Source organism: Amycolatopsis thailandensis (genome assembly GCF_042723255.1).
GTDB lineage: Bacteria > Actinomycetota > Actinomycetes > Mycobacteriales > Pseudonocardiaceae > Amycolatopsis > Amycolatopsis thailandensis.
Map to the genome: position 1 here is coordinate 1 of NZ_JBHXJK010000133.1, position 22,535 is coordinate 22,535.

The following is a 22,535-nucleotide window of genomic DNA, read 5'->3' on the forward strand; positions in this document are numbered from 1 at the left end:
GCGGGCCACCGCCGGTAACCTCCCCCCGTCGACTCGTCTGCCACTGGTCGCGCCCGGCAGCCGTGGAACCACCACTCACGCCCACCAGGCGTGGGTAGGTAAATACGGTCCGTTCTAACGACACTTACCACTCACGACCCGCCGCCCCGCGCAGCCGCTGGTGCATATGCGGCGATCGCGATGTCCGTGAAGGCCTCCTTGAGGGACCCAGAGTCCCTCAAGGAGGCCTTCACGGACCAGGCTCGCGAAACCAACCGAGGGTCAGCGGCGCGGGAGGCGGCGAAGCGCCTTCAGGCTCATGCTCAGGCTCTTCGCCCACAGCGTCGGCGGGATTCCCTTACCCGGGCGCAGCGGCATTCCGCGCTGCACCGCGATCGCCTGGGCCTCGGTGTACTTGAGCAGCCCTTCGGCGCCGTTGCGCCGCCCGACACCGGACTCCTTCATCCCGCCCATCGGCAGTCCCACGGTCCCGAAGGTCGCCGCGAAGCCCTCGTTGACGTTGACGGTCCCCGCCTTCAGCCGCGCCGCGACCTCCCAGCCCGCCCGGCCGTTGCGCGACCACACACTCGCGTTCAGCCCGAACTTCGTGTCGTTCGCGCGCTCGATCGCCTCGGTGACGTCGGTGTAGCCGTAGATCGACACGACCGGCCCGAAGGTCTCCTCGGCGAACAGCTTGACGTCCTCGGTGACGTCGGTGAGCACGGTCGGCTCGTAGAACAGCGGGCCGAGGTCGGGCCGGGCCTTACCGCCGGTGAGCACCTTCGCGCCCTTGGACCGGGCGTCCTCGACATGCGCCGACACCGTCGCCAGCTGGTCTTCCGAGGTCAGGGATCCCATCTGCGCCTGGTAGTCCAGCGCGCCCCCGAGCCGCAGCGCCGCCGTCTTCGCGACGAAGGCCCGCGTGAACTCCTCGCGGATCGACTCGTGGACGTAGATCCGCTCCACCGAAACGCACAGCTGGCCCGCGGAGGAGAAGCACGCGGTCACCGCGCCCGCGGCGGTCTTGGCGACGTCGGCGTCGGGCAGCACGATCATCGGGTTCTTGCCGCCGAGTTCCAGCGAGTAGCTCGTCAGCCGCTCCGCCACCCGCGCGGCCAGGCCCTTGCCCGTGGGCGTGGATCCGGTGAAGCACAGGTAGTCCGACTCCTCGACCAGCGCGTCGCCGATCTTCGAACCCCGGCCGAGCACGATCTGCCAGACGCCGGCAGGCAGTCCGGCCTCCTCGGCGAGTTCCTGCAGCCACAGCGCGGAGAGCGCGGTCTGGTTGTCCGGCTTCTGCACGACGGCGTTGCCCGCCGCGAGCGCGGGCAGGACGTCCATCGCGGTCAGCGCGAGGGGGTAGTTCCAGGGCGAGATGATCCCGACGACGCCCTTGGGGTGCCTGAGTTCGCCGACCTTCGTCAGCACCGGGATCAGCCCGGCGGCGCGGCGCGGCGAAAGGATCTTCGCGCTGTGCTTGCCGTAGTAGGCGGCCACGAGCGCGGTGGCGCTGACCTCGTCGAAGGCGTCCATCCTGGCCTTGCCCGCCTCGATCTGCACGAGGTCGAGCGCCTCTTCCTGCCGCTTCAGCACCAGGTCGTGCAGGCGGATCAGAATGCGCTGGCGGTCTTCGACCGGCCGGTCGGCCCACGCGCGCTGTGCCTCCCGCGCCTGGTCGAACACGGCGCGGACGTCGGCGTCGGTGGCCTGGGGGAGAGTCGCGATCGGCTGCCCGGTGAAGGGGGCGCGCATCTGTACCGGCGCCGAATCCGCGCCACCCACGACCCGCCGCACAAGCCGTTCCGCCCTCGCCACGGCCGGGGCGCCGGGGACACCGCCGATGGTGGACGGTCCTTCGATGTGGCTCGCGTTCGCCGGTGTCGTGCTCGTCATGCCGTCTCCGTTCCATGCCGCGCGGAGCCGGGAGGCGCCACGCAGAGCCCAGGTGTTACCGACGAGTACAGCATACCGCCGGTATGGAGACTGTCCACCGCTGATATGAATAAGTTTCACATATTGCCGGGTTGCGGGGGATTGTCCGGGGATGGGCGCAGGATGTCCTGCTGCTGCAACGCGGAACCCGCGGGCGGCGTCGGCGGTGGCGGCGGCTCGTAGGCCTGCGGTTGCGGCGGATACTGCTGCTGGGGGACCCCGGGCGGGTAAGGGGTGAAGGTGGCCGGGTAAGGAGCCTGCTGGGGCACCGCCGGTTCACGCCGGTTGGCCACGATCGCCAGCCCGATGGTGAGCAACGCCACGAGCCCGCCGGCGAGCAGGATCCAGAACCCGCTCCCGGTCCCATAACGCGAGACGAAACGACCGGTGTCCTGTCCGAAGCTCAGGCTCGCCGAGATGTCCATACCGAGCATCCAGACGCCGATCGCCGTCCCCGCCCCGCCGGCGATCAGCAACGTCCTCGACGTCGTCGCGGCGGGTGAGGTGGAACCGCGCCGGTACGAGGCGAAGCCCACCGCGGCCCCGGCGAACAAGGTCAGCGCGGCGGCGGACAGCGGGATGCCGTAGCGGGCGACATGGGTCTTGTCGTAGAACTCCTTCTCCTCCGCCGACGGCTCGATGTCGAAGCTCCGTGTCCAGCCGGTCTCCGCGAACTTCGACACCGCCTTGCCTTCGGAGAGTTGTTCGTACGTCGACTGCGGAAGAAAGGTCGCGACCAGTACCAGGAGTCCGGCGAAAACCCCCATCATCGCGGCGAACAACCGGGGGAGCCGGGCGTCGGACGGCGGTCGTGGCGCCGCGACGGGAGTTTGGACGGGCTGCATTGCGCCGAACGGGCCATTCGGCTGGTACGGCTGCTGCTGCGGCGCGCTCATGGTCGGCTCCTCCGCCGGTTTTGTTGTCCAGCAAGGAATTCCACCACGGATCGGTCGACGAGATAAGTGTCACCTGTGCTCTGGTCAACCGCTTGCGCGCGTGCTACGCGGGCAGCTTCGGCCAGGCGACATTCGCCAATTCCCTGGCGACATCGCACGCATTCGGCGCCTGTACGGCGAGAAGAGCGTGCTCGACCTGGTTCCGGTTCGCGCCCGGCCCCTCGATGTGGCTCGTCCGCACCGTGCAGCCGCCGGAAATCTCTTGGACGAAGGACTCGCGCCCGCCCAGCGTCTCTTCTCGAACGCCCGCCGCGGCCTTCGGGCGCGGGCCGAGGCCGAACTCCAGCCGGACGAGCCGGTCGGCCGCCTGCTCGCCCCAAAGGCACCGGTGCCGGGACAGATCGCCCTTCCCGGCGACCGTGGTGCCCAGCCGGGCGGAGACCTCGGCGTCGGACCACAAGGCGGAGCAGGCGTCCAGCCGTGCCAAGGAGTTTTCGCGGTAGCCGAGATGCGCCGCCTGTTTGCCCGCCACGAGCGAGCGGACGGCGCCTTCCAGGGTTTTCGTCGCCGCGGTGAGCGCCTCGGAAGCGCTTCCGGGCGAGGTGAAGAACGTGCCGACCCGGATCGAGGAGTCGTCGGTGAAAACGAGGTGCAGGATGGGCTGGCCCTCGAGGTCCGTGCGGACCACCCGCAGGTCACGGGTCAGGTCCTGCCGGGCGACCGGGGTGGCGTCCGCCAGGCGTTCCTTCGCCCGGTCCTCAGGGAAACCGAAGCTGATCAGCGCGTTCTTGGTCCGGAACGAGCAGGAGCCCATGCTCGGTGCGGGCCTGGACTCCAGCGGAAGCGCGTTGTCGAGATCGGGCAGGTCCAGCAGGCCGCAGAAGTCCACGGTCGTGGGATCGCCGAGCGCTTCGCGCAGCGTCAGAGGGCTCGAAGGCTGAGGTGCCGGAGCGGGCGGCGGCGCGGCCGCGCATCCGGTGAGTACGAGAACGGCCGCGGTCAGTACGGCGAACGCCGTCGATCTCCCCATCGTCGAAGCCTACGGGGAAGCGTCCTCGTAAAGCATCACCGCGACGCGCTTCCATTCGTCGAGCAATTGCCGGCGCCGCTTCGGATCGCCGCCGAGTTCGGCGTCCAGCGCCAGTCCCCGGGTGAGGTTCACGGTCAGCCAGAACAGGATCTCCGCGCGGTCTTTCGGCAGGTCCCCGGCGACCGCGGTGATGTGCTCCAGTGTCGAGCGGCCCAGTGCCTTGTCGACCGGGCGGATCGCCTCGCGGAGTTCGGGGTCGGTGCGCGCCGCGACCCACAATTCCGTGGCGGCCGTCGACAGCGTGCCCGAATAGCCCTCCCACAGCAGGTCGATCGCCGCCGCCACCCCCGAGGAACCACCGGGGAGCGCCGTGATCGACGTCGCGAGCCGTCCGCGCAGCTTCTCCGTCAGATGCTCGACGGCGGCCGCCATGAGCTCAGCCTTCGCGGAGAAGTGGTGCTGCACGGCGCCTTTGGAGACGCCGGCACGGGCACAGATCTCCTGCACCGAGGTACGCGCGTAACCGAGGTCGACCAGGCAGTCGATGGTCGCGTCGAGCAGGGCGGTGCGGGTCTGCTCCCGCCGTTCGGCCTGGGTGCGGTGGGTCCTGCCGAGCACGCTCACCGGACCTGACCCCCTTTACGTGCAGCTCGGTACGGATGTACATTCCGAATGGAACTTACATCCTAAGCGTCATGTTTTCCAGGTCCGATCAGGAGGCGTAGGCCGTGCCCTTGCAGATCCAGAAGAGTTCGTGGAGCACGACGGAGCTCGAAGACCTCCGGGACCTCGCCCGGACCTTCTGCCAGAAGGAACTCGCGCCGAACCAGGAGCGCTGGGCGGCCGAGAAGAAGGTCGACCGCGAGCTGTGGACGAAGGCGGGCGAAGTCGGTCTGCTGGCCCTGTCCATCCCGGAGGAGTACGGCGGTGGCGGCGGCACGTTCGCCCACGAGGCCGTGCTCTACGAAGAGCAGGCCCGGTCCGGCGACAGCGCCTGGGGCGTCACCGTCCACAATGGAATCGTCGCGCACTACCTGCTGGAGTACGCCAACGAGGAGCAGAAGAAGGCGTGGCTGCCGAAGTTCGCCTCCGGCGAGATGGTCGGCGCCGTCGCGATGACCGAGCCCGGCACCGGTTCGGACCTGCAGAACATCAAGACCCGCGCGGTCCGCGACGGCGACCACTACGTGATCAACGGCGCGAAGACGTTCATCACCAACGGTTTCCACGCCGACCTCGTCGTCGTCGCGGTGAAGACCGACCCGGACGCGGGCGCGCAGGGCGTCTCGCTGATCGCCGTCGAGACCGACACCCCGGGCTTCAGCCGGGGCCGCGTCCTCGACAAGATCGGGCTCAAGGGCCAGGACACCGCGGAGCTGAACTTCGACGACGTCCGCGTTCCCGTCGCCAACCTCCTCGGTGACCAGGAAGGTCTCGGCTTCATCCAGCTCATGCAGCAGCTGCCGCAGGAACGGCTGATCATCGCCGTCACCGCGGTCGCCGGGATGGAGGCCGCGATCGACCAGACCATCGCCTACACCAAGGACCGGCAGGCGTTCGGCCGTCCGATCTACAACTTCCAGAACACGAAGTTCAAGCTCGCCGAAGCCGCGACCGAGGCGGCGGTGTCCCGCGCGTACCTCGACCAGTGCATCGAACGGCATCTGCGCAAGGAACTCGACGTGCAGGGCGCGGCGATGGCGAAGCTGTGGACCACCGAACGGGTCAACAAGGTCGTCGACGACTGCCTCCAGCTCTTCGGCGGCTACGGCTACATGACCGAGTACCCGATCGCGCGCGCGTGGGCCGACATCCGGATCTCCCGGATCTTCGGCGGCACCAGCGAGATCATGAAGGAAATCATCTCCCGCACGCTGTGAAACCGTTGCCGTATCAGGAAAGGACGTGGCGATGAAGGCTGGGCCGCTGAGCGGGCTCAAGGTCGTCGAACTGGCCGGGCTCGCCCCGGCGCCGTTCGCCTGCACGATCCTCGCCGATCTCGGCGCGGAGGTCGTCCGGATCGACCGGGCGACACCGGGCAACGACGTCATCGGCTTCCCGAACGATCCGCTCGCCCGGGGCAGGCGGTCGATCGGGATCAACACCAAGACCCCCGAGGGGGTCGAGCTGGTGCTGAAACTCGCCGACGACGCCGACGTGCTCATCGAGGGTTTCCGTCCCGGCGTCGCCGAGCGGATGGGCATCGGACCGGCACAGGTCCACGCCCGCAATCCGCGGCTGGTCTACGGCCGGATGACCGGCTACGGCCAGGACGGCCCGCTGGCGACCGTCGCCGGGCACGACATCAACTACATCGGCATCTCCGGCGCGCTCGAACCCATCGGGCACGCCGGGCAGCGGCCGGTGGTGCCGCTCAACCTCGTCGGCGACTTCGGCGGCGGTGGCCTCCTGCTCGCGATGGGTGTGCTGGCCGCGCTGTACGAACGCACGTCGTCGGGCAAGGGGCAGGTGGTCGACGCGTCCATGGTGGACGGCGCGGCCCTGTTGACCACCAGCCTGCACGGGATGCTGGACTCCGGGCTCTGGCCCGGCGGGCGTGGCGAGAACATGCTCGACGGCGGCGCGCCGTTCTACGACACCTACGAGACCGCCGACGGCAAGTACGTCGCCATCGGCGCGATCGAGATGCGGTTCTGGGGCGACCTGGTGAAGGTGCTCGGCCTCGATCCCGAGGAGACCCCGGTCCACGTCGACAAGAACGAGTGGCCGAAGCTGCGCAAGATCGTCGCCGAGGCCGTCGCGAAGCACACCCGCGACGAACTGGTCGCGAAGGCCGAGGGCACCGACGCGTGTCTGACGGCGGTGCTCTCCCCCTTGGAGGCGCCGTCGCATCCGCACAACGTCGCGCGTGGGACGTTCGTCGACGTCGGTGGCATGAAGCAGCCCGCTCCCGCGCCGAGGTTCGACCGCACGCCCGCCCAGACGCCGGAACCGCCGCGGCCCAAGGGTGGCGACACCGCCGACGTCCTCGCGGAACTCGGCGTGGACGCCGACGGGATCGAGCGGCTCAGGGCCGCGGGCGCCATCGTGTGAGCCGAAGGGGACTTTCCCCGCATGAGACGCGACGAAAGCGTCCTTCACCGCGTGTCATGCGGTGAAGGACGCTTTCAGCCCACGTCCAGGTCGGACCGCAGCATCGAATAGAGGATGTGGTCGCGCCAGGACCCGTTCCGGAACCCGTAGCCGCGCAGCACGCCCTCCCTGGTGAAGCCCGCCTTCGCCAGGGAGCGCTGCTCGGCGACGTTTCCCGTCTCCGTCGACGCCTCGACCCGATTCATCTGCGTGTGCGCGAAGAGGTAGCGGACCAGCAGCCGCTGGGCCTCGGTGCCGTGGCCGTGCCCGCGTGCCTCGGGGATGAGCACGAGGCCGGCGTTCCAGCAGTACGACGTCGCCCCGCTCCGGGTCTTGTGCCACGAGACGAAACCGAGCCGCCGCCCGTCGAGCTCGATCATCAGCATCCCGTTGTCGGCCGCGAGCATGCCGGTTTCGGCCCAGCGGCGGCGCAGGAAGTGCGGGTCGTGCCAGCCGTGCCACTCGAACGTGCCCGCGGCCTGGGGATCGTTCGTGAGCGCTTCGAGCATCGTCAGGTCTGCTTCGGACACCGGTCTGAGCGCGACTCCGGTTTCGGTCATCCGACAGAGATTAGGGGCGCGAGGCGCCGAAGCTGCCGTGACGCCCCGCGCCGTCGCTGAACCGGCCGGCGCCTTCGACGGCTTCCTCGGCGAGCCCGCCGCCGATCAGCGCGTTCGAGAACTCGGTTCGCATGGCCTCTTCCTCGGTGTGCCCGTACTGGCCGTACGCCGACTTCCGGTCCGCGCGCAGGCAGGCTTGCGGGAACGCGGCCAGGTCACGCGCCAGGGCTTGCGCGGCCGCCAGCGCCTCGCCGTCGGGTACGACCCGGTTCGCCAGGCCGATCGCGAGCGCCTCGACGGCGTCGACCGGGCGGCCGGTGAGGATCAGGTCCATCGCCCGTGAATGCCCGATCAGCCGGGGGAGGCGCACCGTGCCGCCGTCGATCAGGGGGACACCCCAGCGGCGGCAGAACACACCGAAGACGGCCGTGCTGTCCACGACGCGCAGATCGCACCACAGCGCCAGCTCCAGGCCGCCCGCGACGGCGTGCCCGCGGACGGCGGCGATCACCGGCTTCGACAGCTCCATCCGCGTCGGCCCCATCGGCCCGTCACCCGAGGGGGTGAGGGCGTTCGAGCGGTCGGTCCCGACGGCCTTCAGGTCGGCTCCGGCGCAGAAGGCGTCACCCGAACCGGTGAGGACGGCGACCGCGGCCTCCTCGTCGGCGTCGAAGGCACGGAACGCGTCCGCCAGCGCGGCCGCGGTCGGCCCGTCCACCGCGTTGCGGGCGCCGGGCCGGTTCAGCGTGATCGTCGTCACCGGTCCTTCCCGGTGGACGAGAACGTTTTCGCGCATCGTGCACTCCCTCGGGGAAACCTGGTGGGCAATGAGGCCCGGTTTTCCTTAAAGTGGTGACAAAGTCCGCAGTGCGCGCGGAGTCATCGTCTGGACACTACGGTGTGATGGGATGGAGCCATGTCGCCCGGCCTGAAGAAATTCGTTGTGATCGCGGTAGTCGCGCTCGTGCTCTTCTTTCTGATCAGCAAGCCGACTCAGTCCGCCGACGCCGTCCACACCGCGCTCGGCTGGCTCCGGTCCGGTGCCGAAGCCATCGTGACGTTCGTCCGGAGCCTCTTCTCCTGACCCCTGCTCGCCACGTCGACCGGTGTCCCTGGTGACGCCGGTGATCACTGTGCGCATTCACCTGCGGTTATCACTCAGCGTCACTCGCCTCCGATTTCGGTCGAACGACTCGACCATCCGGGTGGATTGCCCCCGAAAACCCGCTGGTCGACGAATTCGTGCCCTGGAAGCTCTGGCGGAAAAGACCTCCGCGCCCCTACGGTGCTCACATTGCGTGATCGGTTGGTCCTCCAGGCGCCGGAGCCGGCCTCCTGGTGATGCGTTTCCGCAGGTGCAAGCCCCAAGGCAGCGGAAACTTTCAGCCGGGCAAGTAAGTCAGGACTTGTCAGTCGGGGAATCATGAGGAGGCAGGGATGACCGGAGATCCCGGAGTCGATGCGTTGATCCGGCAGTGGGCGGCCGAGCGTGAGCAAACCCCCGAAGAGCAGGAAACGGACAGGATCGCGTCCGCGTGGCTCGCCGACGCGCCGCGTCAAGCTCCAGGTATCCCTGGTCAGCGCCAGCAGTCCGGCCAGTCGCGCTGGGCCCCGGTCGAGGCCGCCGACCCCGGCTACGTCGACGCCATGAGCAGCAGGCTTCCCGACGTCCCGCGTGATTTGCTCGTCGCAGCCGCCGGCTGGTGGCAGATGGTCGGCGGGGTCTCCGAGGCCGAAGCCTGGTGGGACGCCGGCATCAGCCCGCTCGACCAGCGCGCCCTCGACTACCGCGCGGCCGGGCTCACGCCCGCCGACCTGGGCCGCCGTCTCGGCCCGATGACCGTCTTGCAGCACCTTCGCCGCGGCAGCGCCCCGGCCTGGTGCGTCGCGCGACTGGCGAGGCAGCAGAAGTCCGCCTGATGAGAACTTCTCGCACGCGCGGGTGAACCGGCGTGGCAAGGGCGATCTCGGCGACCGCGTAACGCTAACCTGCGCGGGCTCGTTGTTCGAGCATCGGTCGTGATCGCCGCCCACGCTGGAGGACCCGCTTCGTGCGCACCACCCCGGAAAACGACGAGCTCGTCGCCGACCCGGCCACGCCCGCTCCGCCACGTCGCGGGGCGGGCGCCGCCATAGTCGGCAGGCTGGTGATCGTGCTGGCCGTGCTCGGCCTCGCCGGGGGTGGGATCTGGCTGGTGACCAAGGCGTCCGCGCCGGTCGCGAGCCCCACGACGATGGAGATCCCCGCGCTGCAGGTCAAGGCGGCGGACGTCAAACCCGGCTCGGTCGCCCCGGTGAACGCCACCCTCGCGGGTGGCGGCACCCAGCAGACCACGCCGCAGCAGGCGCAGCCGAAACCCGGCAAGGACCCGCTGGCCACCTGGTCCGAACGAGCGGCGCAGGCCACCAACATCCCCGCCCGGGCGCTGCTCGCCTACGGCAACGCCGAACTGGCGATGCGCCAGATGCAGCCGAACTGCAAGATCTCGTGGGCCACCCTGGCGGGCATCGGCCGGATCGAGTCGAACCACGGTCAGTACGGCGGCGCCGTCCTCGGGCAGGACGGTCGGCCGTCGAAGCCGATCATCGGCGTCCCGCTCGACGGGTCGCCCGGCGTGAAGGCCATCGGCGACACCGACGGCGGCCAGTTCGACGGGGACCCGGCCGTCGACCGCGCGGTCGGCCCCATGCAGTTCATCCCCAGCACCTGGCGCCGCTACGCCGCCGACGGCAACCGCGACGGCGTCGGCGACCCGCAGCAGATCGACGACGCTTCGCTGGCGGCGGCGCGCTACCTGTGCGTGAACAACCGCGACATGTCGGCCGCCTCGGGGTGGTGGCAGGGGATCCTGTCGTACAACAACTCGACCGAGTACGCGCAGAAGGTCTTCGGGCTGGCGGACGACTACGCGAAGGCTGTGGCCGCGACCAAGTGACCTTCGCGGGTCGTTGTGACGGCGCCCGGATGTGTCATGAAAGGGGCTTTCAGGACATTTTTCGTCTTGAAAGCCCCTTTCATGACATGCGGGGAAGGCACCGGCGCCGCTCCCGGAGCAGTCGGGACCAAGGTCCCGACCGGCCCGGTCGCCGAACTTTCGCCGCGCGCCCAGTGCTAGCGTCGATGCGTGCCCGCATCGTCCGTCGCCCTGCGCCGTCTCGGCATCGCCGGCGTCTGCCTGGTGAGCCTGGCGCTGTGCTGCGGGCTCGCCTGGTGGCAGTGGGAGCGGTTCTCCTCGGCCAGCGGGACCTTCCAGAACCTCGGCTACGTCCTGCAGTGGCCGCTGTTCGGGCTGTTCCCCGCCTTCATGTTCTGGCGGATCCGCAAACTCCGTCGCCGTGCCGCCGAGGCCGACGCCCAGGAGACGGTGGCCGAGACCGCCGTCCCCGAGGTGCCGACGCCCCGGCAGCGGCGCGCCCCGGCACCGCTGCCGCCCGAGGACGACGAGCTCGCCGCCTACAACCAGTACCTGCGCGAACTCAACGCCCGCGACAAGTAGTCCCCAGAGAGGTTCGAGACCCTATGACCACCCGAACTGACGACGCCGCCCCGGCCCGCCCGGTCTCGCTGGGCGGACCGCTGATCCGGTTCCGCGTCGCGGCGTACGCCACCGGTGTGGCCCTGCTCGGACTGGTCGTCGAGATGCTGCTGCAGTACGTCTTCCGCGTGGAACTTCCCCAGTTCGTGAAGATGATCCCCATGGTCCACGGCGGGCTCTACCTGATCTACCTGCTGCTCGCGGTCGACCTCGCGATCAAGGCCCGCTGGTCGATGAAAGGCACCCTTCTCGTGCTGATCGCCGGCTGCATCCCGTTCTTCTCCTTCGTGATGGAGCGCAAGGTCACGCACAAGGTCCAGGCGGGCGCGAAGCTCTAGGCCCGGCGCCGGAAGGTCGTCGCCACCAGGAACGACACCGCCGTCACCACCGCGGCCGCGGTGAAGGCCGCGGTCATCCCGTCGACCGTGGTCTCCGCCGGGCTCCCCGACGGCGTCCGTGTCACCGCGCCGAACACGGTGATCAGGATCGCCAGCCCCAGCGTCGCCCCGACCTGCTGCAACGTCTGAAGCGCCCCGCCCGCGGCCCCCGCGTCGTCGGTGGGCACCGTCGCCATGATGATCACGCTGAGCGGGGAGAACGCCAGCCCCGCGCCGACGCCCATCAGCACCATCGGCCCGAGCAGATGCGAGAAGTACCCGCTGTCGGTGGTGAGCGTGGTCAGCCAGACGACCCCGCCGGTCATCAGCGCGGTCCCGGTCAGGGCGAGCGGTTTCGGCCCGAACCGGGGGAGCAGTTTCGGGATCAGCCTGCTGAGCCCGAACATGCAGACCGCCATCGGCAGGAACGCGAACCCGGTCTCCAGCGCGGCGAAACCCGCGATGTCCTGCAGGAACTGGGTCAAAAAGAAGAACATCGACATCATGGCCATCGGCCCGAGGAAGAAGTTGACGTAGGCTGCGGCCCGGTCGCGTTCGGCGAACAGGCGCAGCGGGATCAGCGGTTCGCTCACCTTGGTCTCGATGGTGACGAACGCGGCCAGCAGCGCGAGTCCGGCGGCGAGGGCGCCGAGGGTGATCGTGTCGCCCCAGCCGTCGGAAGCGGCGTGGGTGAAGGCGAACACGAGCGAGCCGACGCCGAAGGTGCCGGTGAACGCGCCAGGCAGGTCCAGCCGGGCGCGCCGGCGCGGAGGATCGGCGACGTACCTCGGGGTGAGCAGGACGATCGCGAGCCCGAACGGGACGTTGATGTACAGCGCCGCGCGCCACGAGATCCATTCGGTCAGCAGCCCGCCGAGCAGCAGGCCGATCGCGAAACCGCCACTGGACATCGCCGAGAACAGCGCCAGCGCCCGCACCCTGGCCTTGGCTTCGGTGAACGTGCTGGTGATCAGCGCCAGGGTGCTCGGCCCGGCGAGCGCGGCGCCGACGCCTTGCGCGACGCGGGCCGCGATCAGCGTCTCCGCCGAACCGGCGAGGCCGCCGAGCAGGGAGGCGGCGGTGAACACGGCCGCGCCGACGACGAACATCCGGCGACGGCCGAACAGGTCGCCCGCCCGGCCGCCGAGCAGCAGCAAGCCGCCGAAGACGAGGCTGTACGCCGTCATCACCCAGGACAGGCCGGTGTCGGTGAAGCCGAGTTCGGACTGGATGCGGGGGAGCGCGACGTTCATCACCGTCGCGTCGAGGATGAGCATGAGCTGGCAGGTCAGGACGATCGGGAGGACCAGCCGGTGGGGAGTTGGTGGGGCCCCGGCCGTCTCCGGCCTAGGCTCGGTACGCAGGGTTCGTTCGGTCAAGGAATACTCCAAAGACGTAACGAGATGAAGCGGAGAGACTCTCCACTTGAGGTCGTGAGCGATGATATGGAGAGTCTCTCCGCTTACGCAAGTGAATTCGGAGAACGTCTCCGTTTTCGTCGCCCGAGGAGGTGCAGATGGTCACGGCCGATCCGGCCCGCCCCATGCGCGCGGACGCCCGGCGCAACTACGAGCGCATCGTGGCCGTGGCGAAGGAGGCGTTCACCGCCGATGGCGTGGACGTGCCCGCCGACGACATCGCCAAACGCGCCGGTGTCGGCGCGGGCACGTTGTACCGGCACTTCCCGACGCGCGACAAGCTGATCGAGGCCGTCTACCGCGACGAGATCGACGGGCTGGCACAGCAGGCCTACGACCTGCTCGAAGAGTTGCCGCCGGGGAAGGCGCTCGAGACGTGGCTGGCCACGCACGTCGTCTACGTGGTCGAGAAGCACGGGCTCGCGATGACGCTCAAGGCGTCCGTCGACGCCGGGTCCGAGGTCTTCGGCTGGTGCCGGGCGCGGCTGCACGACGCGGCCGACACGATCGTGAAGGCGGCTCAGGACGAGGGCACGATCCGGCCCGACGTCACCGGTCCCGACATCCTGCGGCTCGGGCACGGGCTGGGCTCGGCGGCGAGCAAGGCCTCGGGGGAGGACACGACGCGGCTCCTGACCATCGTGCTGGACGGCCTCCGGACGTCATGAGGGGTCCCCATAGGACGAAAAGTGTCCTATGGGGACCCCTCATGACACTTCAGGAGGTCAGGAGCCGATCCCGGTCAGGGACCGGACCTCCATCTCCGCGTGCTTGACCGGATCGGCCTTCGACCGGCCGACGAAGGTGCCCACGAACCCGCACAGGAACGAGAACGGGATCGACACCAGGCCCGGGTTCTTCAGCGGGAACCAGTGGAAGTCGACGCTCTTGACGATCGAGTCCGCGGCCCCGGACATCACCGGCGAGAAGAACACGAGCACCAGGCTCGCGATCAGTCCGCCGTAGATGCCCCACAGGGTGCCGGTGGTGTTGAACCGCTTCCAGAACAGCGAGTACAGCAGCGTCGAGAGATTCGCCGATGCCGCGACAGCGAACGCCAGCGCCACCAGGAACGCGATGTTCTGCCCGTTCGCGAGGATGCCGCCCACGATCGCGAGCGCCCCGACGGCGACCGCGGTCAGCCGGGCGACCCGGACCTCCGCGGCCGGTTCCGCCTTGCCACGTTTGAAGATGTTGGCGTAGACGTCGTGCGCGAACGAGGCCGACGCGGTGATCGTCAGCCCGGCGACGACGGCGAGGATGGTCGCGAAGGCCACCGCCGAGACGATGCCGAGCAGCAGGGTGCCGCCGATGTTCAGCGCGAGCAGCGGCGCCGCCGAGTTCTCCCCGCCCGGCGCGTTCTTGATCGTCTCCGGGCCGACCAGCGCGGCCGCGCCGAAGCCGATGACCAGGGTGCAGAGGTAGAAGACGGTCATGCACGCGGTCGCCCACACCACCGAACGCCGCGCCTCGCGCGAATTCGGCACCGTGTAGAAGCGCATCAGCACGTGCGGGAGCGCGGCGGCGCCGAGGACCAGCGCGAGTGCCAGCGAGACGAAGTCGAGTTTCGTGACCTCGCTCTTGCCGTACGAACCGCCCGGCTGCAGCAGTTCGTCGCCGAGCGGGCTGTTGTCGGCGGCGGCCGAGAGCAGGTTCGAGAAGCTGAAGCCGAACTTGCCGAACAGGAACACGGTGATCAGCGCGCCGGTCAGCAGCAGGATGGTCGCCTTGATGATCTGCACCCACGTGGTGCCCTTCATCCCGCCGACCAGCACGTACAGCACCATGACGACGCCGACGACGCCGATCACCAGCGCCTGGCCGACGCCGCCGTGGATGTCCAGCAGCAGGGCCACCAGCCCGCCGGCGCCCGCCATCTGCGCGAGCATGTAGAAGAAGGAGATCACCAGCGTCGACGTCGCGGCCGCGGCGCGGACCGGGCGCTGCTTCATCCGGAAGCTCAGCACGTCGCCCATGGTGAACCGGCCGGTGTTGCGCAGCAGTTCGGCGATCAGCAGCAGGTCGACCATCCAGGCGACGAGGAACCCGATCGAGTACAGGAAGCCGTCGTAGCCGTGGATCGCGATGGCCCCGGCGATACCGAGGAACGACGCCGCCGAGAGGAAGTCGCCCGACAGCGCGATGCCGTTCTGCCGCCCGGTGAAGGCGCTGCCCGCCGCGTAGTAGTCCGAAGTGGACGAATTGCGCGTGCTGACGCGATACACCACATACAGGGTGATCGCGACGAACAGGGCGAACACCGCGATGTTCAGGACCGGGTTGTTGTCGGGGATCATCGCTCACCCGCCTCGACCGAGGCCCGCAACTGTTCGACCTTGGGGTCGAGCCGCTTCCTGGCGAACCGCAGGTAGGCGATCGTGATCAGGATCGTGCTGGCGAACTGGCCGAGGCCGAGCAGGATGCCGACGTTGACCTCGCCCCACACCTTCCGGCTCATGAAGTCGTGGGCGTAGGCCGCCAGCAGCACGAACATCATGTACCAGGCGAAGAACAGCAGGCTCATCGGGAACACGAACCGCCGGAAGGTCTTGCGCAGCGAGACGAACTCCTTGCCGTGCTGGATCCGGTCGAAGTCCGGGCCGGTGCTGCGCGGCGGCGGGGGAGCGGGCTTGCGCTCGCGGACGAACAGCGCGGGCATCTGCCCGGTGTCCTCCAGGGCGTTGCTCGCCGCGTAAGGACGCGCGACGTCGGGCATGGGTTCCTCCGGGGCTTGCTTGCATCCGTGGCGCGGTACGAGAGCGCACATACTAACTGCGGCTTCACGCGCTCTGAATAGGCGACCCCGCTTCCACGGGAGTGGGAGCGGGTATTCGCTTTCGCGTCGGAATAGTGTTCCCGGAATTCGTTTCGGTCGAAATGATCCGGCTTTCTCACTCGTAATAGTGAGGCGGATTGTCACGCGCGGTCGTCGCCCGAACGGCCCACTGCGGCAAACGATGGACGATGACCACGCTGTGTCCCTCATTTCGGTGACAGATCGTAGTTTCGCTTCCCGGTCATGGCACGCTTCGATACGGTGCCCGCCGGCCCGGACCGGGGAAGATCCCCCGGTTCACCGGGCGTCCTGAAAGAAATCACCATGTCGGGCGACAACCTGACGGCCTGAGCGGCAAGGCCACAACATCGGGCACATATTTGGGCTTGACCCACCCATTGGGGGCACGGAAAGTAGTTCGACCGGGCGACGTGGCTACCGTACGTAGGCTGATCGGGTGATGAGGGCACCCTGTGTATCGGTGCAACTTGTAACCGGAATTCCCTCGTTTGTGACGCGAAGACGGATTTCGGGCCTTGTACATCGTTCGGGTGCACACTTTTCCCAGGTCAGCCCCCGTGTGCCGAACGGAATTGACGGCACCCGGATTGGTGTACGATTCTTTGGCCCGGCTGACCCGCAGTGATCGATTGGCAAAGAAAAGTTGATCTCGACGACCATGCACTTCGCAGGTTGCGACCTGCACGTGCAGGTGCAAGACCTCCCGGAGCGGACCGGTGTTCCTGGGGACACCCGGATCGCCGGACAGGGTCCCTCGCGTCGCGATCGATCACGTGGTCAGGCCGGGGCCGAGTTCTCCGCAGGCAGGTACCTCGCGGGAACGGACGCCTCAGACCGTGCCAGGACGCCGGACAGGGAGTCACCTACGTGACCGTTGCAGGAGAAGGCCAAGTGCCGGTCGGGGAGCTGCTGGGACGCACCCCCCGGCCATCTCGGTGGGCCACCGGCTGGCGTGCGCTCGTGCGCTGGCGGGACTGGAGCCTGCCGGTGAAGCTGTCGGCGGTGACGCTGGTGCCGATCCTCATCGCGCTCGCACTGGGTATCGCCACCATCGCGGGCCAGGTCGGCCGTTCCGACGGCTACCAGCGGCTGGACCGCCTCGTCGCGCTGAGCGGGCAGATCCGCACCCTCGCCGACGGGCTCGGCCGCGAACGCACCCAGTCCGCCGCCGGGCTGACCGCCGGCACCGTCGGCGGGACCCTCGAACTCGGTTCGGCCCGCGCCGACGTCGACACCGCCATCCCGCTGTACGTGGCCGCCGCGTCCAGGGCCGTCGAGAACGAGCCGTCGCTCCGCCAGGCACGGGACGCCGCGGCCGACCAGCTGGCCAAGCTGGCCGACATCCGGCAGCGGGCCTCCGCCGGGCAGCTCGACCCCGTCCAGGCGATCGGCGAGTACACCGACGTCACCACCGCGCTGCTCGCCCTCGACACCGCGTTGTCCGCCGGCGCCAGCGAAAACGTCCTCGGCGGTACCCCCGCCGCGCTGCACGACCTCGCCGTGATGAAGGAACAGCTGTCGCTCAGTCAGGCGCTGGTCTCCTTCGGCATCGCCCGGTCGAGCCTCGCGCCGAGCGAACTCGACCAGCTGCGCACCGCCGAACTGCGGCTGGCCGACCGTTTCACCGACTTCAAGGCCGCCGCTTCGGAACAGCAGCGCCAGGAGTTCGGCGCCGCCGTCACCGACAGCGCGATGGAGAACCGCGACAGGCTCGCGAAGACCGCCCTCGGCGAACAAGGAACCTCTTCCACCCAAGCGTTCCGGACCTTGTCCGCGCAGGGCTGGACCGACGCCTCGACCGCCGTGATCACCAAGGTCGGCGAAGTCGCGAACAAGTTCGGCGGCGAGACGAGCACGGTGTCGGCGGAACTGGTCGACGACGCCAGCAGCGGCGCGGGTCTGCTCGCGGTCCTGCTGTTCGGCGCGATGGTGCTCGCCGTCGCGGTCGTCTTCCTCATCACCCGCCAGCTGCTGCGCTCGCTGAAAGTGTTGCGCGCCAGCGCTCTCGACGTCGCCGAGAAGCAGCTGCCCGACGCCGTCCGCAACATCCAGGAAGGACGGTCGCAGGGCACCGACGTCCAGCCGGTCCCGGTCGGCAGCGACGACGAGATCGGCGAGGTCGCCAGGGCCTTCGACAAGGTGCACCACCAGGCGCTGCGCCTGGCGACCGAGCAGGCCTCGATGCGCACCGGCTACAGCAACGTGTTCGTCAACCTCTCGCGCCGCAGCCAGAGTCTCGTGCAGCGGCAGCTTCAGCTGATCGAGCGGCTGGAGCGCGACGAGGAGGACGCCGACCAGCTCGCCACGCTGTTCCAGCTCGACCACCTCGCCACCCGCATGCGCCGCAACAACGAGAACCTGATGGTCCTCTCCGGCGCCGAGCCGGGCAGGCGGTCCGGCCAGCCGGTCTCCGCCACCGACGTGGTCCGCGCGGCGGTGTCCGAGATCGAGCAGTACCAGCGGGTCACCGTGCAGAACCCGCCGCCGGTGCGGCTGGTCGGGTACGCGGCCAACGACCTGATGCGCCTGATCGCCGAACTGCTGGACAACGCGACCGCGTTCTCCGCCCCGGAAACCCAGGTGACCGTCGCGACCCGGCTCGTCGAAGACGGCTCGTTCGGCATCGACATCCTGGACAAGGGCATCGGGATGAACGAGGCCGAGGTCGCCGAGGCCAACGCCCGGCTCACCGAGGCCCCCAACGTCGACCTCACCACCTCGCGCCGGATGGGCCTGTTCGTGGTCGGGCGGCTGGCGAGCAGGCACCGCATCAACGTTTCGCTGCACGGTGGCAAGGACATCGTCGGTGTGCGCGCCACCGTCTCGGTCCCCGCGGACCTCGTCATGGTGCCCGCCGGGGGAGACCCCGGTCCCGCCACCGGCCCGATCACCCAGCGCCTCGCGCCGCTGCCGCCGCAGCAGCCGGGTGGCCTGCCGCGCCGCCAGCGCCCCGCGACGAACGGTTCGCGACCGGGGATGCCGAGTGTCCCGCCGCAGGGCGGCGAGCGGTGGCCGTCGGCCAACGATCTGGCCGGTCACACCAAACCCGGGGTGAACGGGCACAGCCAGACCCAGGAGCCACGGCCGCCGTCCACTGTGGAGATTTCGGGAACGGCGCTGTTCAGCCCGATCCCCAGGGACGAGACGACACCGCCTCCGGCGCCGCAGCCGCGTCAGCCCGAGCCGGAGCCCGCCGCCGAGCCCGAGCCGGTCGCCGAGGAGACGGCGAAGCCCGCCGCGTCCGCGCCGGCCGCGTCCGAAGACGAGCTGCCCAGCGGCAAGGAACTGTTCGAGGCCAAGAACAGCACGACGCTGAGCGAATGGTGGAGCCAGGCGACCACACCGCCCCCGGCCGCCTCGCCGGCGCCCACCGCGTCGGAGACGACGCCGATCTTCGACGAGATGCTCTCGGCGTGGTTCCGTTCGCCCGCTCCGGACAAGCCCGCGGCCAAACCCTCGGCCAAGGAGAAGCCGGGAAAGAAGGAACCCGAAGAGAAGAGGACGGCCGAGCCCGCCGACGAAGCCGGTTCCGCCGCCGAGCAGGAAGCCCGCAACTGGGACTTCGCCAGTGACAAGGCTTTCCGCACGGTCCAGGAGGTTTCCCAGCACGCGCCGTCGACGTTCACCCAGGCCGGGTTGCCGCGCCGCCGCAAGGGTGAGCAGCTGCTGCCGGGCAGTGCGGCGTCGTCGGTCCCGGCCGCCGAACCCGCCGCCAAATCGGACCTGCCGGTCCGCGACCCGGCGAACGTGCGTGGCAGGCTGAGCAGCTTCCAGCAGGGCGTCAAACGGGGCCGCAAGGAAGCGGCGGACAAGGCCGCTCCGGCCACCGCGCAGCTCCCCGCCACCCAGCCGGACACGACGCCGGAGCCGGCTCCCGCGAAGGCCGTGGAGCCGGCGGAGCCGGTGGATTCGGTGGAGACGGCCGCGCGTCCGGCTGCGTCGCCGGCCGCGTTGCCGAGCCGGAAACCGGAGAAGAAACCGCAGGCAGCGCCCCCGGAACCGGAACCGGTCTCCGCTGTCGAGGAGACCGATGCCTGGAACTTCGGCTCCGACGAAGGCTGGAAAGCCGCCCAAGCGGTGTCCCAGTCTGTGCCCTCGAGGATGACTTCGGCAGGATTACCCAGGCGCCGTCGCGGGGAGCAACTGCTCCCGGGCAGCGCGGGACCCCCCGCCGGGGCGGTCACCCCCCGACCACAGCGAGACGCGCACGACGTGCGCGGTCGCCTGAGCAGCTTCCAGCAGGGCATCCAGCGCGGACGGCACCACACAGCCCAGGCGACCGAAGGCAACCACGAAACCCTGGAGGGTGAATGACCTCGCCGAACCCGGCCCAGCCCCAGCAGAACCAGTTCGGGTGGCTGGTCAATGACTTCGCCGAGCGGGTACCCGGAGTGGCGCACGCCGTGGTCGTGTCGGCGGACGGCCTCCTGCTCACCGCGTCCAGCAGGCTCCCGCTGGACCGCGCCGACCAGCTGGCCGCCGTCGCGTCCGGCCTGGTGAGCCTGACCCAGGGCGCCGCGCGCTGCTTCGAAGCGGGCGCTGTCAACGAGACCGTCGTCGAGATGGAACTCGGCATCATGGTGCTGATGTCCATCAGCGACGGCTCGTGCCTGGCCATCCTCGCCGCCCCGAACTGCGACATCGGACAGGTCGCCTACGAGATGACGATGCTCGTCGATCGCGTCGGTCAGATACTCACTCCGGAACTCCGCGCACAATTGCAGGGCGCCGGTGGGTCGCTGATCGGCGAACCGGTGGGATGATGTCCCGATGAGCACCGGATCCGGATCCTTCGGCGACCCGCCGGGGACGGGTGAACACCAGCCTCCGTACCCGGGGGCTGCCCATGCTGCCGGTTCACGGGACGACGGCACCTTCGCCGACGTCTTGAACGGCTTCACCCTGGATTCGGGCCGTGGTCGTCGGAAGCGCAAGAAGAACAAGCAGTCCGAGGATTTCCCGGTGAGCGGAGCACACACCGCCGGGGAATCGGCAGTCCCGCAGCCGACCGATCAAGGAGACCGCGTGACCTCACTTGCCTCTCCACCCGACAGCGGCGCAGGCGCCGTCGGGCCGAGACCAGGTGGTCTTTTCGACCCGGGTCCACCCAGTGGCGAGTTCATCATGCCCGCCGTCTTCGAGCAGGCGCCGTCGCCGCTCGAAGAGACGGCGATAGTCCGTCCCTATGCCCTCACCGGCGGCCGGACCAAGGCGAACTACGCTCTCGAGCTGGAGACCCTCATCTCCACCAAGGACCACGTAGCGGCGGGTAGCCTTCCCGCGGTGGCCGCGGACCAGATCGAATGCATTTCGATCATCGAGGAGTGCCGGACCCCGCGTTCGGTCGCCGAGATCGCGGCGACCCTGCGTGTACCGCTGGGTGTGGCACGCGTGCTGATCAGCGACGCGGCGGACGCGGGACTGGTCAGCGTGCACAAGACGATTTCGGGCAATGACGGCGCCGAGGCACATCTGGTGTTGATGGAAAGGGTTTTGAGTGGACTCCGTCGGCTTTAAGGCACCGCGGGACACCGCGCCCCCGACCATGACATCCGCGAAGATCGTCGTGGCGGGTGGCTTCGGTGCGGGCAAGACGACCTTCGTCGGGTCGGTGTCGGAGATCGTCCCGCTCACCACCGAGGCGATGATGACCGACGCCAGTCGGGGGATCGACAACCTCGACCAGACGCCCAACAAGTCGACCACCACGGTCGCGATGGACTTCGGCCGGGTGTCCCTGGACGCGGACCTGATCCTCTACCTGTTCGGCACGCCCGGGCAGCAGCGGTTCTGGTTCATGTGGGACGACCTCGTCCGCGGCGCGATCGGCGCCGTGGTGCTGGCCGACACGCGACGGCTGGCCGACTCGTTCGCGCCGATCGACTTCTTCGAGGACCGGGGCCTGCCCTACATCGTCGGGGTCAACACCTTCGACGGCATCCTCGAACACGACATCAACGACGTGCGTGAAGCGCTGTCCATCGACCCCAACATCCCGATCGTCCGGTGCGACGCGCGGGAGCGGGAGTCGACGAAGCAGACGCTGATCACCCTGGTCGAGTACGCGATGCGGCAGTGGATCGCGTTGCGCGCGAGCAACTCGAGGTGATCCCGACGGCGGCAGCGTAGGGGCTGCCGCCCCGGTTTCACGCCTTTTCGTAGGTCAGCAGGACCGCGCGCCCGTCCATCGTGCGGGTGCCGGTCAACCGCAGGTTCGCCCGGGCACCGCCCGCGAGCACCTGCTTCCCGCCACCGAGCACCACCGGGTGCACGACGACGTGGAACTCGTCGATCAGACCGTGGTGGGTGCACGCGGTGGCCAGTTCGGTCCCGCCGGTGAGCAGCAGATCCTTGCCCGGCCTCGCCTTGAGTTCGGTCATCCGCTCGGCGAGGTCGCCGTTGACGACCTCCGTGTCCCAATCCGCCTTTTCCAGTGTCCGGGAGACGACGATCTTCTTCGTCCCCCGCCAGATCGGCGCGAAATCCAGGACGTGCGGGTGGGTCGAGTGCTTCTCGGCCTCCGGCCAGAACGACGCCATCATCTCCCAGACGCGCCGCCCGTAGACGAAGGTGTCCGAGCGGTCGGCCAGTTCCTTCGAGTGGCCGGACAGTTCGGGACCCATCTCGGGCCAGTCGAACTCGCCGTTCGGGCCTTCGATGTTGCCGTCGACCGAGGTGTGGACGAAGTAGACGAGCTTGCGCATGGGTTGTTCCCTTCGGTGTGGCGCCCGCTTCCCGGGCGCCGGACACCTGGGGTCGGAGCGGCGGCGGCGTTCTCGACACGCCCTTCGCACATTCAGAGGACTAAATGCGGCGGGTTTCACGGCACGGCATTCCGTGAAGGCCTCCTTGAGGGACCCAGAGTCCCTCAAGGAGGCCTTCACGGACAGTCCGGCTGGCCGTCACGGACCGCATCC

22 protein-coding genes are annotated in these 22,535 nt (G+C 69.1%); 12 read left to right on the forward strand and 10 right to left on the reverse strand.

Going from position 1 to position 22,535, the window contains the following annotated elements; genetic code table 11:
* Positions 1 to 261 precede the first annotated feature (261 nt).
* From ACFWMR_RS35040 to ACFWMR_RS35055, 4 genes are all read right to left on the reverse strand, one after another.
* The gene (locus ACFWMR_RS35040; protein WP_378381493.1) at positions 262 to 1,872 is read right to left on the reverse strand and encodes a succinic semialdehyde dehydrogenase; all 1,611 of its coding nucleotides are present in this window, start codon (positions 1,870 to 1,872) and stop codon (positions 262 to 264) included.
* Between the two features lie 116 nt (positions 1,873 to 1,988).
* On the reverse strand, positions 1,989 to 2,807 hold the full coding sequence (locus tag ACFWMR_RS35045; protein ID WP_378381494.1) for a hypothetical protein: 819 nt from the start codon (positions 2,805 to 2,807) through the stop codon (positions 1,989 to 1,991).
* Between the two features lie 103 nt (positions 2,808 to 2,910).
* Positions 2,911 to 3,837: a hypothetical protein gene (locus ACFWMR_RS35050; protein WP_378381496.1), complete on the reverse strand. Its 927-nt coding sequence runs from the start codon at positions 3,835 to 3,837 to the stop codon at positions 2,911 to 2,913.
* Positions 3,838 to 3,846: 9 nt separating this feature from the next.
* Positions 3,847 to 4,461 (reverse strand): TetR/AcrR family transcriptional regulator, encoded by a 615-nt coding sequence (locus tag ACFWMR_RS35055; protein ID WP_208636113.1) that lies wholly within the window; start codon positions 4,459 to 4,461, stop codon positions 3,847 to 3,849.
* Between the two features lie 104 nt (positions 4,462 to 4,565).
* Between ACFWMR_RS35055 and ACFWMR_RS35060 the strand changes: the two genes are divergently transcribed.
* Positions 4,566 to 5,717: an acyl-CoA dehydrogenase family protein gene (locus tag ACFWMR_RS35060; protein ID WP_378278724.1), complete on the forward strand. Its 1,152-nt coding sequence runs from the start codon at positions 4,566 to 4,568 to the stop codon at positions 5,715 to 5,717.
* Positions 5,718 to 5,748: 31 nt separating this feature from the next.
* Positions 5,749 to 6,891: a CaiB/BaiF CoA transferase family protein gene (locus ACFWMR_RS35065; protein WP_378381497.1), complete on the forward strand. Its 1,143-nt coding sequence runs from the start codon at positions 5,749 to 5,751 to the stop codon at positions 6,889 to 6,891.
* Between the two features lie 74 nt (positions 6,892 to 6,965).
* Here the strand turns inward: ACFWMR_RS35065 and ACFWMR_RS35070 are convergent, their stop codons facing one another.
* Both ACFWMR_RS35070 and ACFWMR_RS35075 read right to left on the reverse strand, forming a co-directional pair.
* Positions 6,966 to 7,490 (reverse strand): GNAT family N-acetyltransferase, encoded by a 525-nt coding sequence (locus tag ACFWMR_RS35070; RefSeq protein ID WP_378381498.1) that lies wholly within the window; start codon positions 7,488 to 7,490, stop codon positions 6,966 to 6,968.
* 10 nt (positions 7,491 to 7,500) lie between these two features.
* The gene (locus ACFWMR_RS35075; protein WP_378381499.1) at positions 7,501 to 8,286 is read right to left on the reverse strand and encodes a crotonase/enoyl-CoA hydratase family protein; all 786 of its coding nucleotides are present in this window, start codon (positions 8,284 to 8,286) and stop codon (positions 7,501 to 7,503) included.
* A 147-nt stretch (positions 8,287 to 8,433) separates the two neighbouring features.
* On the opposite strand from ACFWMR_RS35075, the gene ACFWMR_RS35080 reads away from it, so the two are divergent.
* The 5 genes from ACFWMR_RS35080 to ACFWMR_RS35100 all read left to right on the forward strand — a co-directional run bounded on the left by ACFWMR_RS35080 (position 8,434) and on the right by ACFWMR_RS35100 (position 11,364).
* Complete coding sequence (locus ACFWMR_RS35080; RefSeq protein ID WP_167406391.1) at positions 8,434 to 8,574, forward strand: hypothetical protein; 141 nt, start codon at positions 8,434 to 8,436, stop codon at positions 8,572 to 8,574.
* A 353-nt stretch (positions 8,575 to 8,927) separates the two neighbouring features.
* Positions 8,928 to 9,410, forward strand: a complete 483-nt coding sequence (locus tag ACFWMR_RS35085) for a transcriptional regulator (protein ID WP_093938437.1) — start codon at positions 8,928 to 8,930, stop codon at positions 9,408 to 9,410.
* 131 nt (positions 9,411 to 9,541) lie between these two features.
* Positions 9,542 to 10,426, forward strand: coding sequence for a lytic transglycosylase domain-containing protein (locus tag ACFWMR_RS35090; RefSeq protein ID WP_378381500.1), 885 nt, complete (start codon positions 9,542 to 9,544; stop codon positions 10,424 to 10,426).
* A gap of 189 nt (positions 10,427 to 10,615) precedes the next feature.
* The gene (locus ACFWMR_RS35095) at positions 10,616 to 10,987 is read left to right on the forward strand and encodes a hypothetical protein (RefSeq protein ID WP_378381501.1); all 372 of its coding nucleotides are present in this window, start codon (positions 10,616 to 10,618) and stop codon (positions 10,985 to 10,987) included.
* A 23-nt stretch (positions 10,988 to 11,010) separates the two neighbouring features.
* Entirely contained in the window at positions 11,011 to 11,364 is a 354-nt protein-coding gene (locus tag ACFWMR_RS35100) for a DUF3817 domain-containing protein (protein WP_005166062.1), read from the forward strand.
* On the opposite strand, the gene ACFWMR_RS35105 is transcribed toward ACFWMR_RS35100, so the two are convergent.
* A complete protein-coding gene (locus ACFWMR_RS35105; protein WP_378381502.1) occupies positions 11,361 to 12,782 on the reverse strand; it encodes an MFS transporter in 1,422 nt (473 codons plus the stop codon). The two genes, ACFWMR_RS35100 and ACFWMR_RS35105, sit on opposite strands and share 4 nt — an antisense overlap.
* A gap of 137 nt (positions 12,783 to 12,919) precedes the next feature.
* On the opposite strand from ACFWMR_RS35105, the gene ACFWMR_RS35110 reads away from it, so the two are divergent.
* Positions 12,920 to 13,489, forward strand: a complete 570-nt coding sequence (locus ACFWMR_RS35110; protein ID WP_378381503.1) for a TetR/AcrR family transcriptional regulator — start codon at positions 12,920 to 12,922, stop codon at positions 13,487 to 13,489.
* Between the two features lie 57 nt (positions 13,490 to 13,546).
* Here the strand turns inward: ACFWMR_RS35110 and ACFWMR_RS35115 are convergent, their stop codons facing one another.
* Both ACFWMR_RS35115 and ACFWMR_RS35120 read right to left on the reverse strand, forming a co-directional pair.
* Positions 13,547 to 15,118, reverse strand: a complete 1,572-nt coding sequence (locus tag ACFWMR_RS35115; protein WP_093938433.1) for a solute symporter family protein — start codon at positions 15,116 to 15,118, stop codon at positions 13,547 to 13,549.
* Positions 15,115 to 15,537, reverse strand: a complete 423-nt coding sequence (locus ACFWMR_RS35120) for a DUF485 domain-containing protein (RefSeq protein ID WP_093938432.1) — start codon at positions 15,535 to 15,537, stop codon at positions 15,115 to 15,117. Before ACFWMR_RS35120 ends, ACFWMR_RS35115 begins: the two co-directional genes overlap by 4 nt.
* Before the next feature lie 972 nt (positions 15,538 to 16,509).
* Here ACFWMR_RS35120 and ACFWMR_RS35125 point away from each other — a divergent pair.
* The 4 genes from ACFWMR_RS35125 to ACFWMR_RS35140 are packed head-to-tail and all read left to right on the forward strand — an operon-like array spanning position 16,510 to position 21,727.
* Positions 16,510 to 19,932 carry a sensor histidine kinase gene (locus ACFWMR_RS35125; protein ID WP_378381506.1) on the forward strand — a complete coding sequence of 1,141 codons (3,423 nt, stop codon included), beginning with the start codon at positions 16,510 to 16,512 and terminating at the stop codon, positions 19,930 to 19,932.
* Entirely contained in the window at positions 19,929 to 20,381 is a 453-nt protein-coding gene (locus tag ACFWMR_RS35130; RefSeq protein WP_005166055.1) for a roadblock/LC7 domain-containing protein, read from the forward strand. Before ACFWMR_RS35125 ends, ACFWMR_RS35130 begins: the two co-directional genes overlap by 4 nt.
* Positions 20,382 to 20,388: 7 nt before the next feature.
* Positions 20,389 to 21,135: a DUF742 domain-containing protein gene (locus tag ACFWMR_RS35135; RefSeq protein WP_378381504.1), complete on the forward strand. Its 747-nt coding sequence runs from the start codon at positions 20,389 to 20,391 to the stop codon at positions 21,133 to 21,135.
* 28 nt (positions 21,136 to 21,163) lie between these two features.
* The gene (locus ACFWMR_RS35140) at positions 21,164 to 21,727 is read left to right on the forward strand and encodes a GTP-binding protein (RefSeq protein ID WP_020637517.1); all 564 of its coding nucleotides are present in this window, start codon (positions 21,164 to 21,166) and stop codon (positions 21,725 to 21,727) included.
* 37 nt (positions 21,728 to 21,764) lie between these two features.
* Here ACFWMR_RS35140 and ACFWMR_RS35145 read toward each other — a convergent pair whose 3' ends face one another.
* Complete coding sequence (locus tag ACFWMR_RS35145; RefSeq protein ID WP_378381505.1) at positions 21,765 to 22,322, reverse strand: dihydrofolate reductase family protein; 558 nt, start codon at positions 22,320 to 22,322, stop codon at positions 21,765 to 21,767.
* Positions 22,323 to 22,535: the final 213 nt, after the last annotated feature.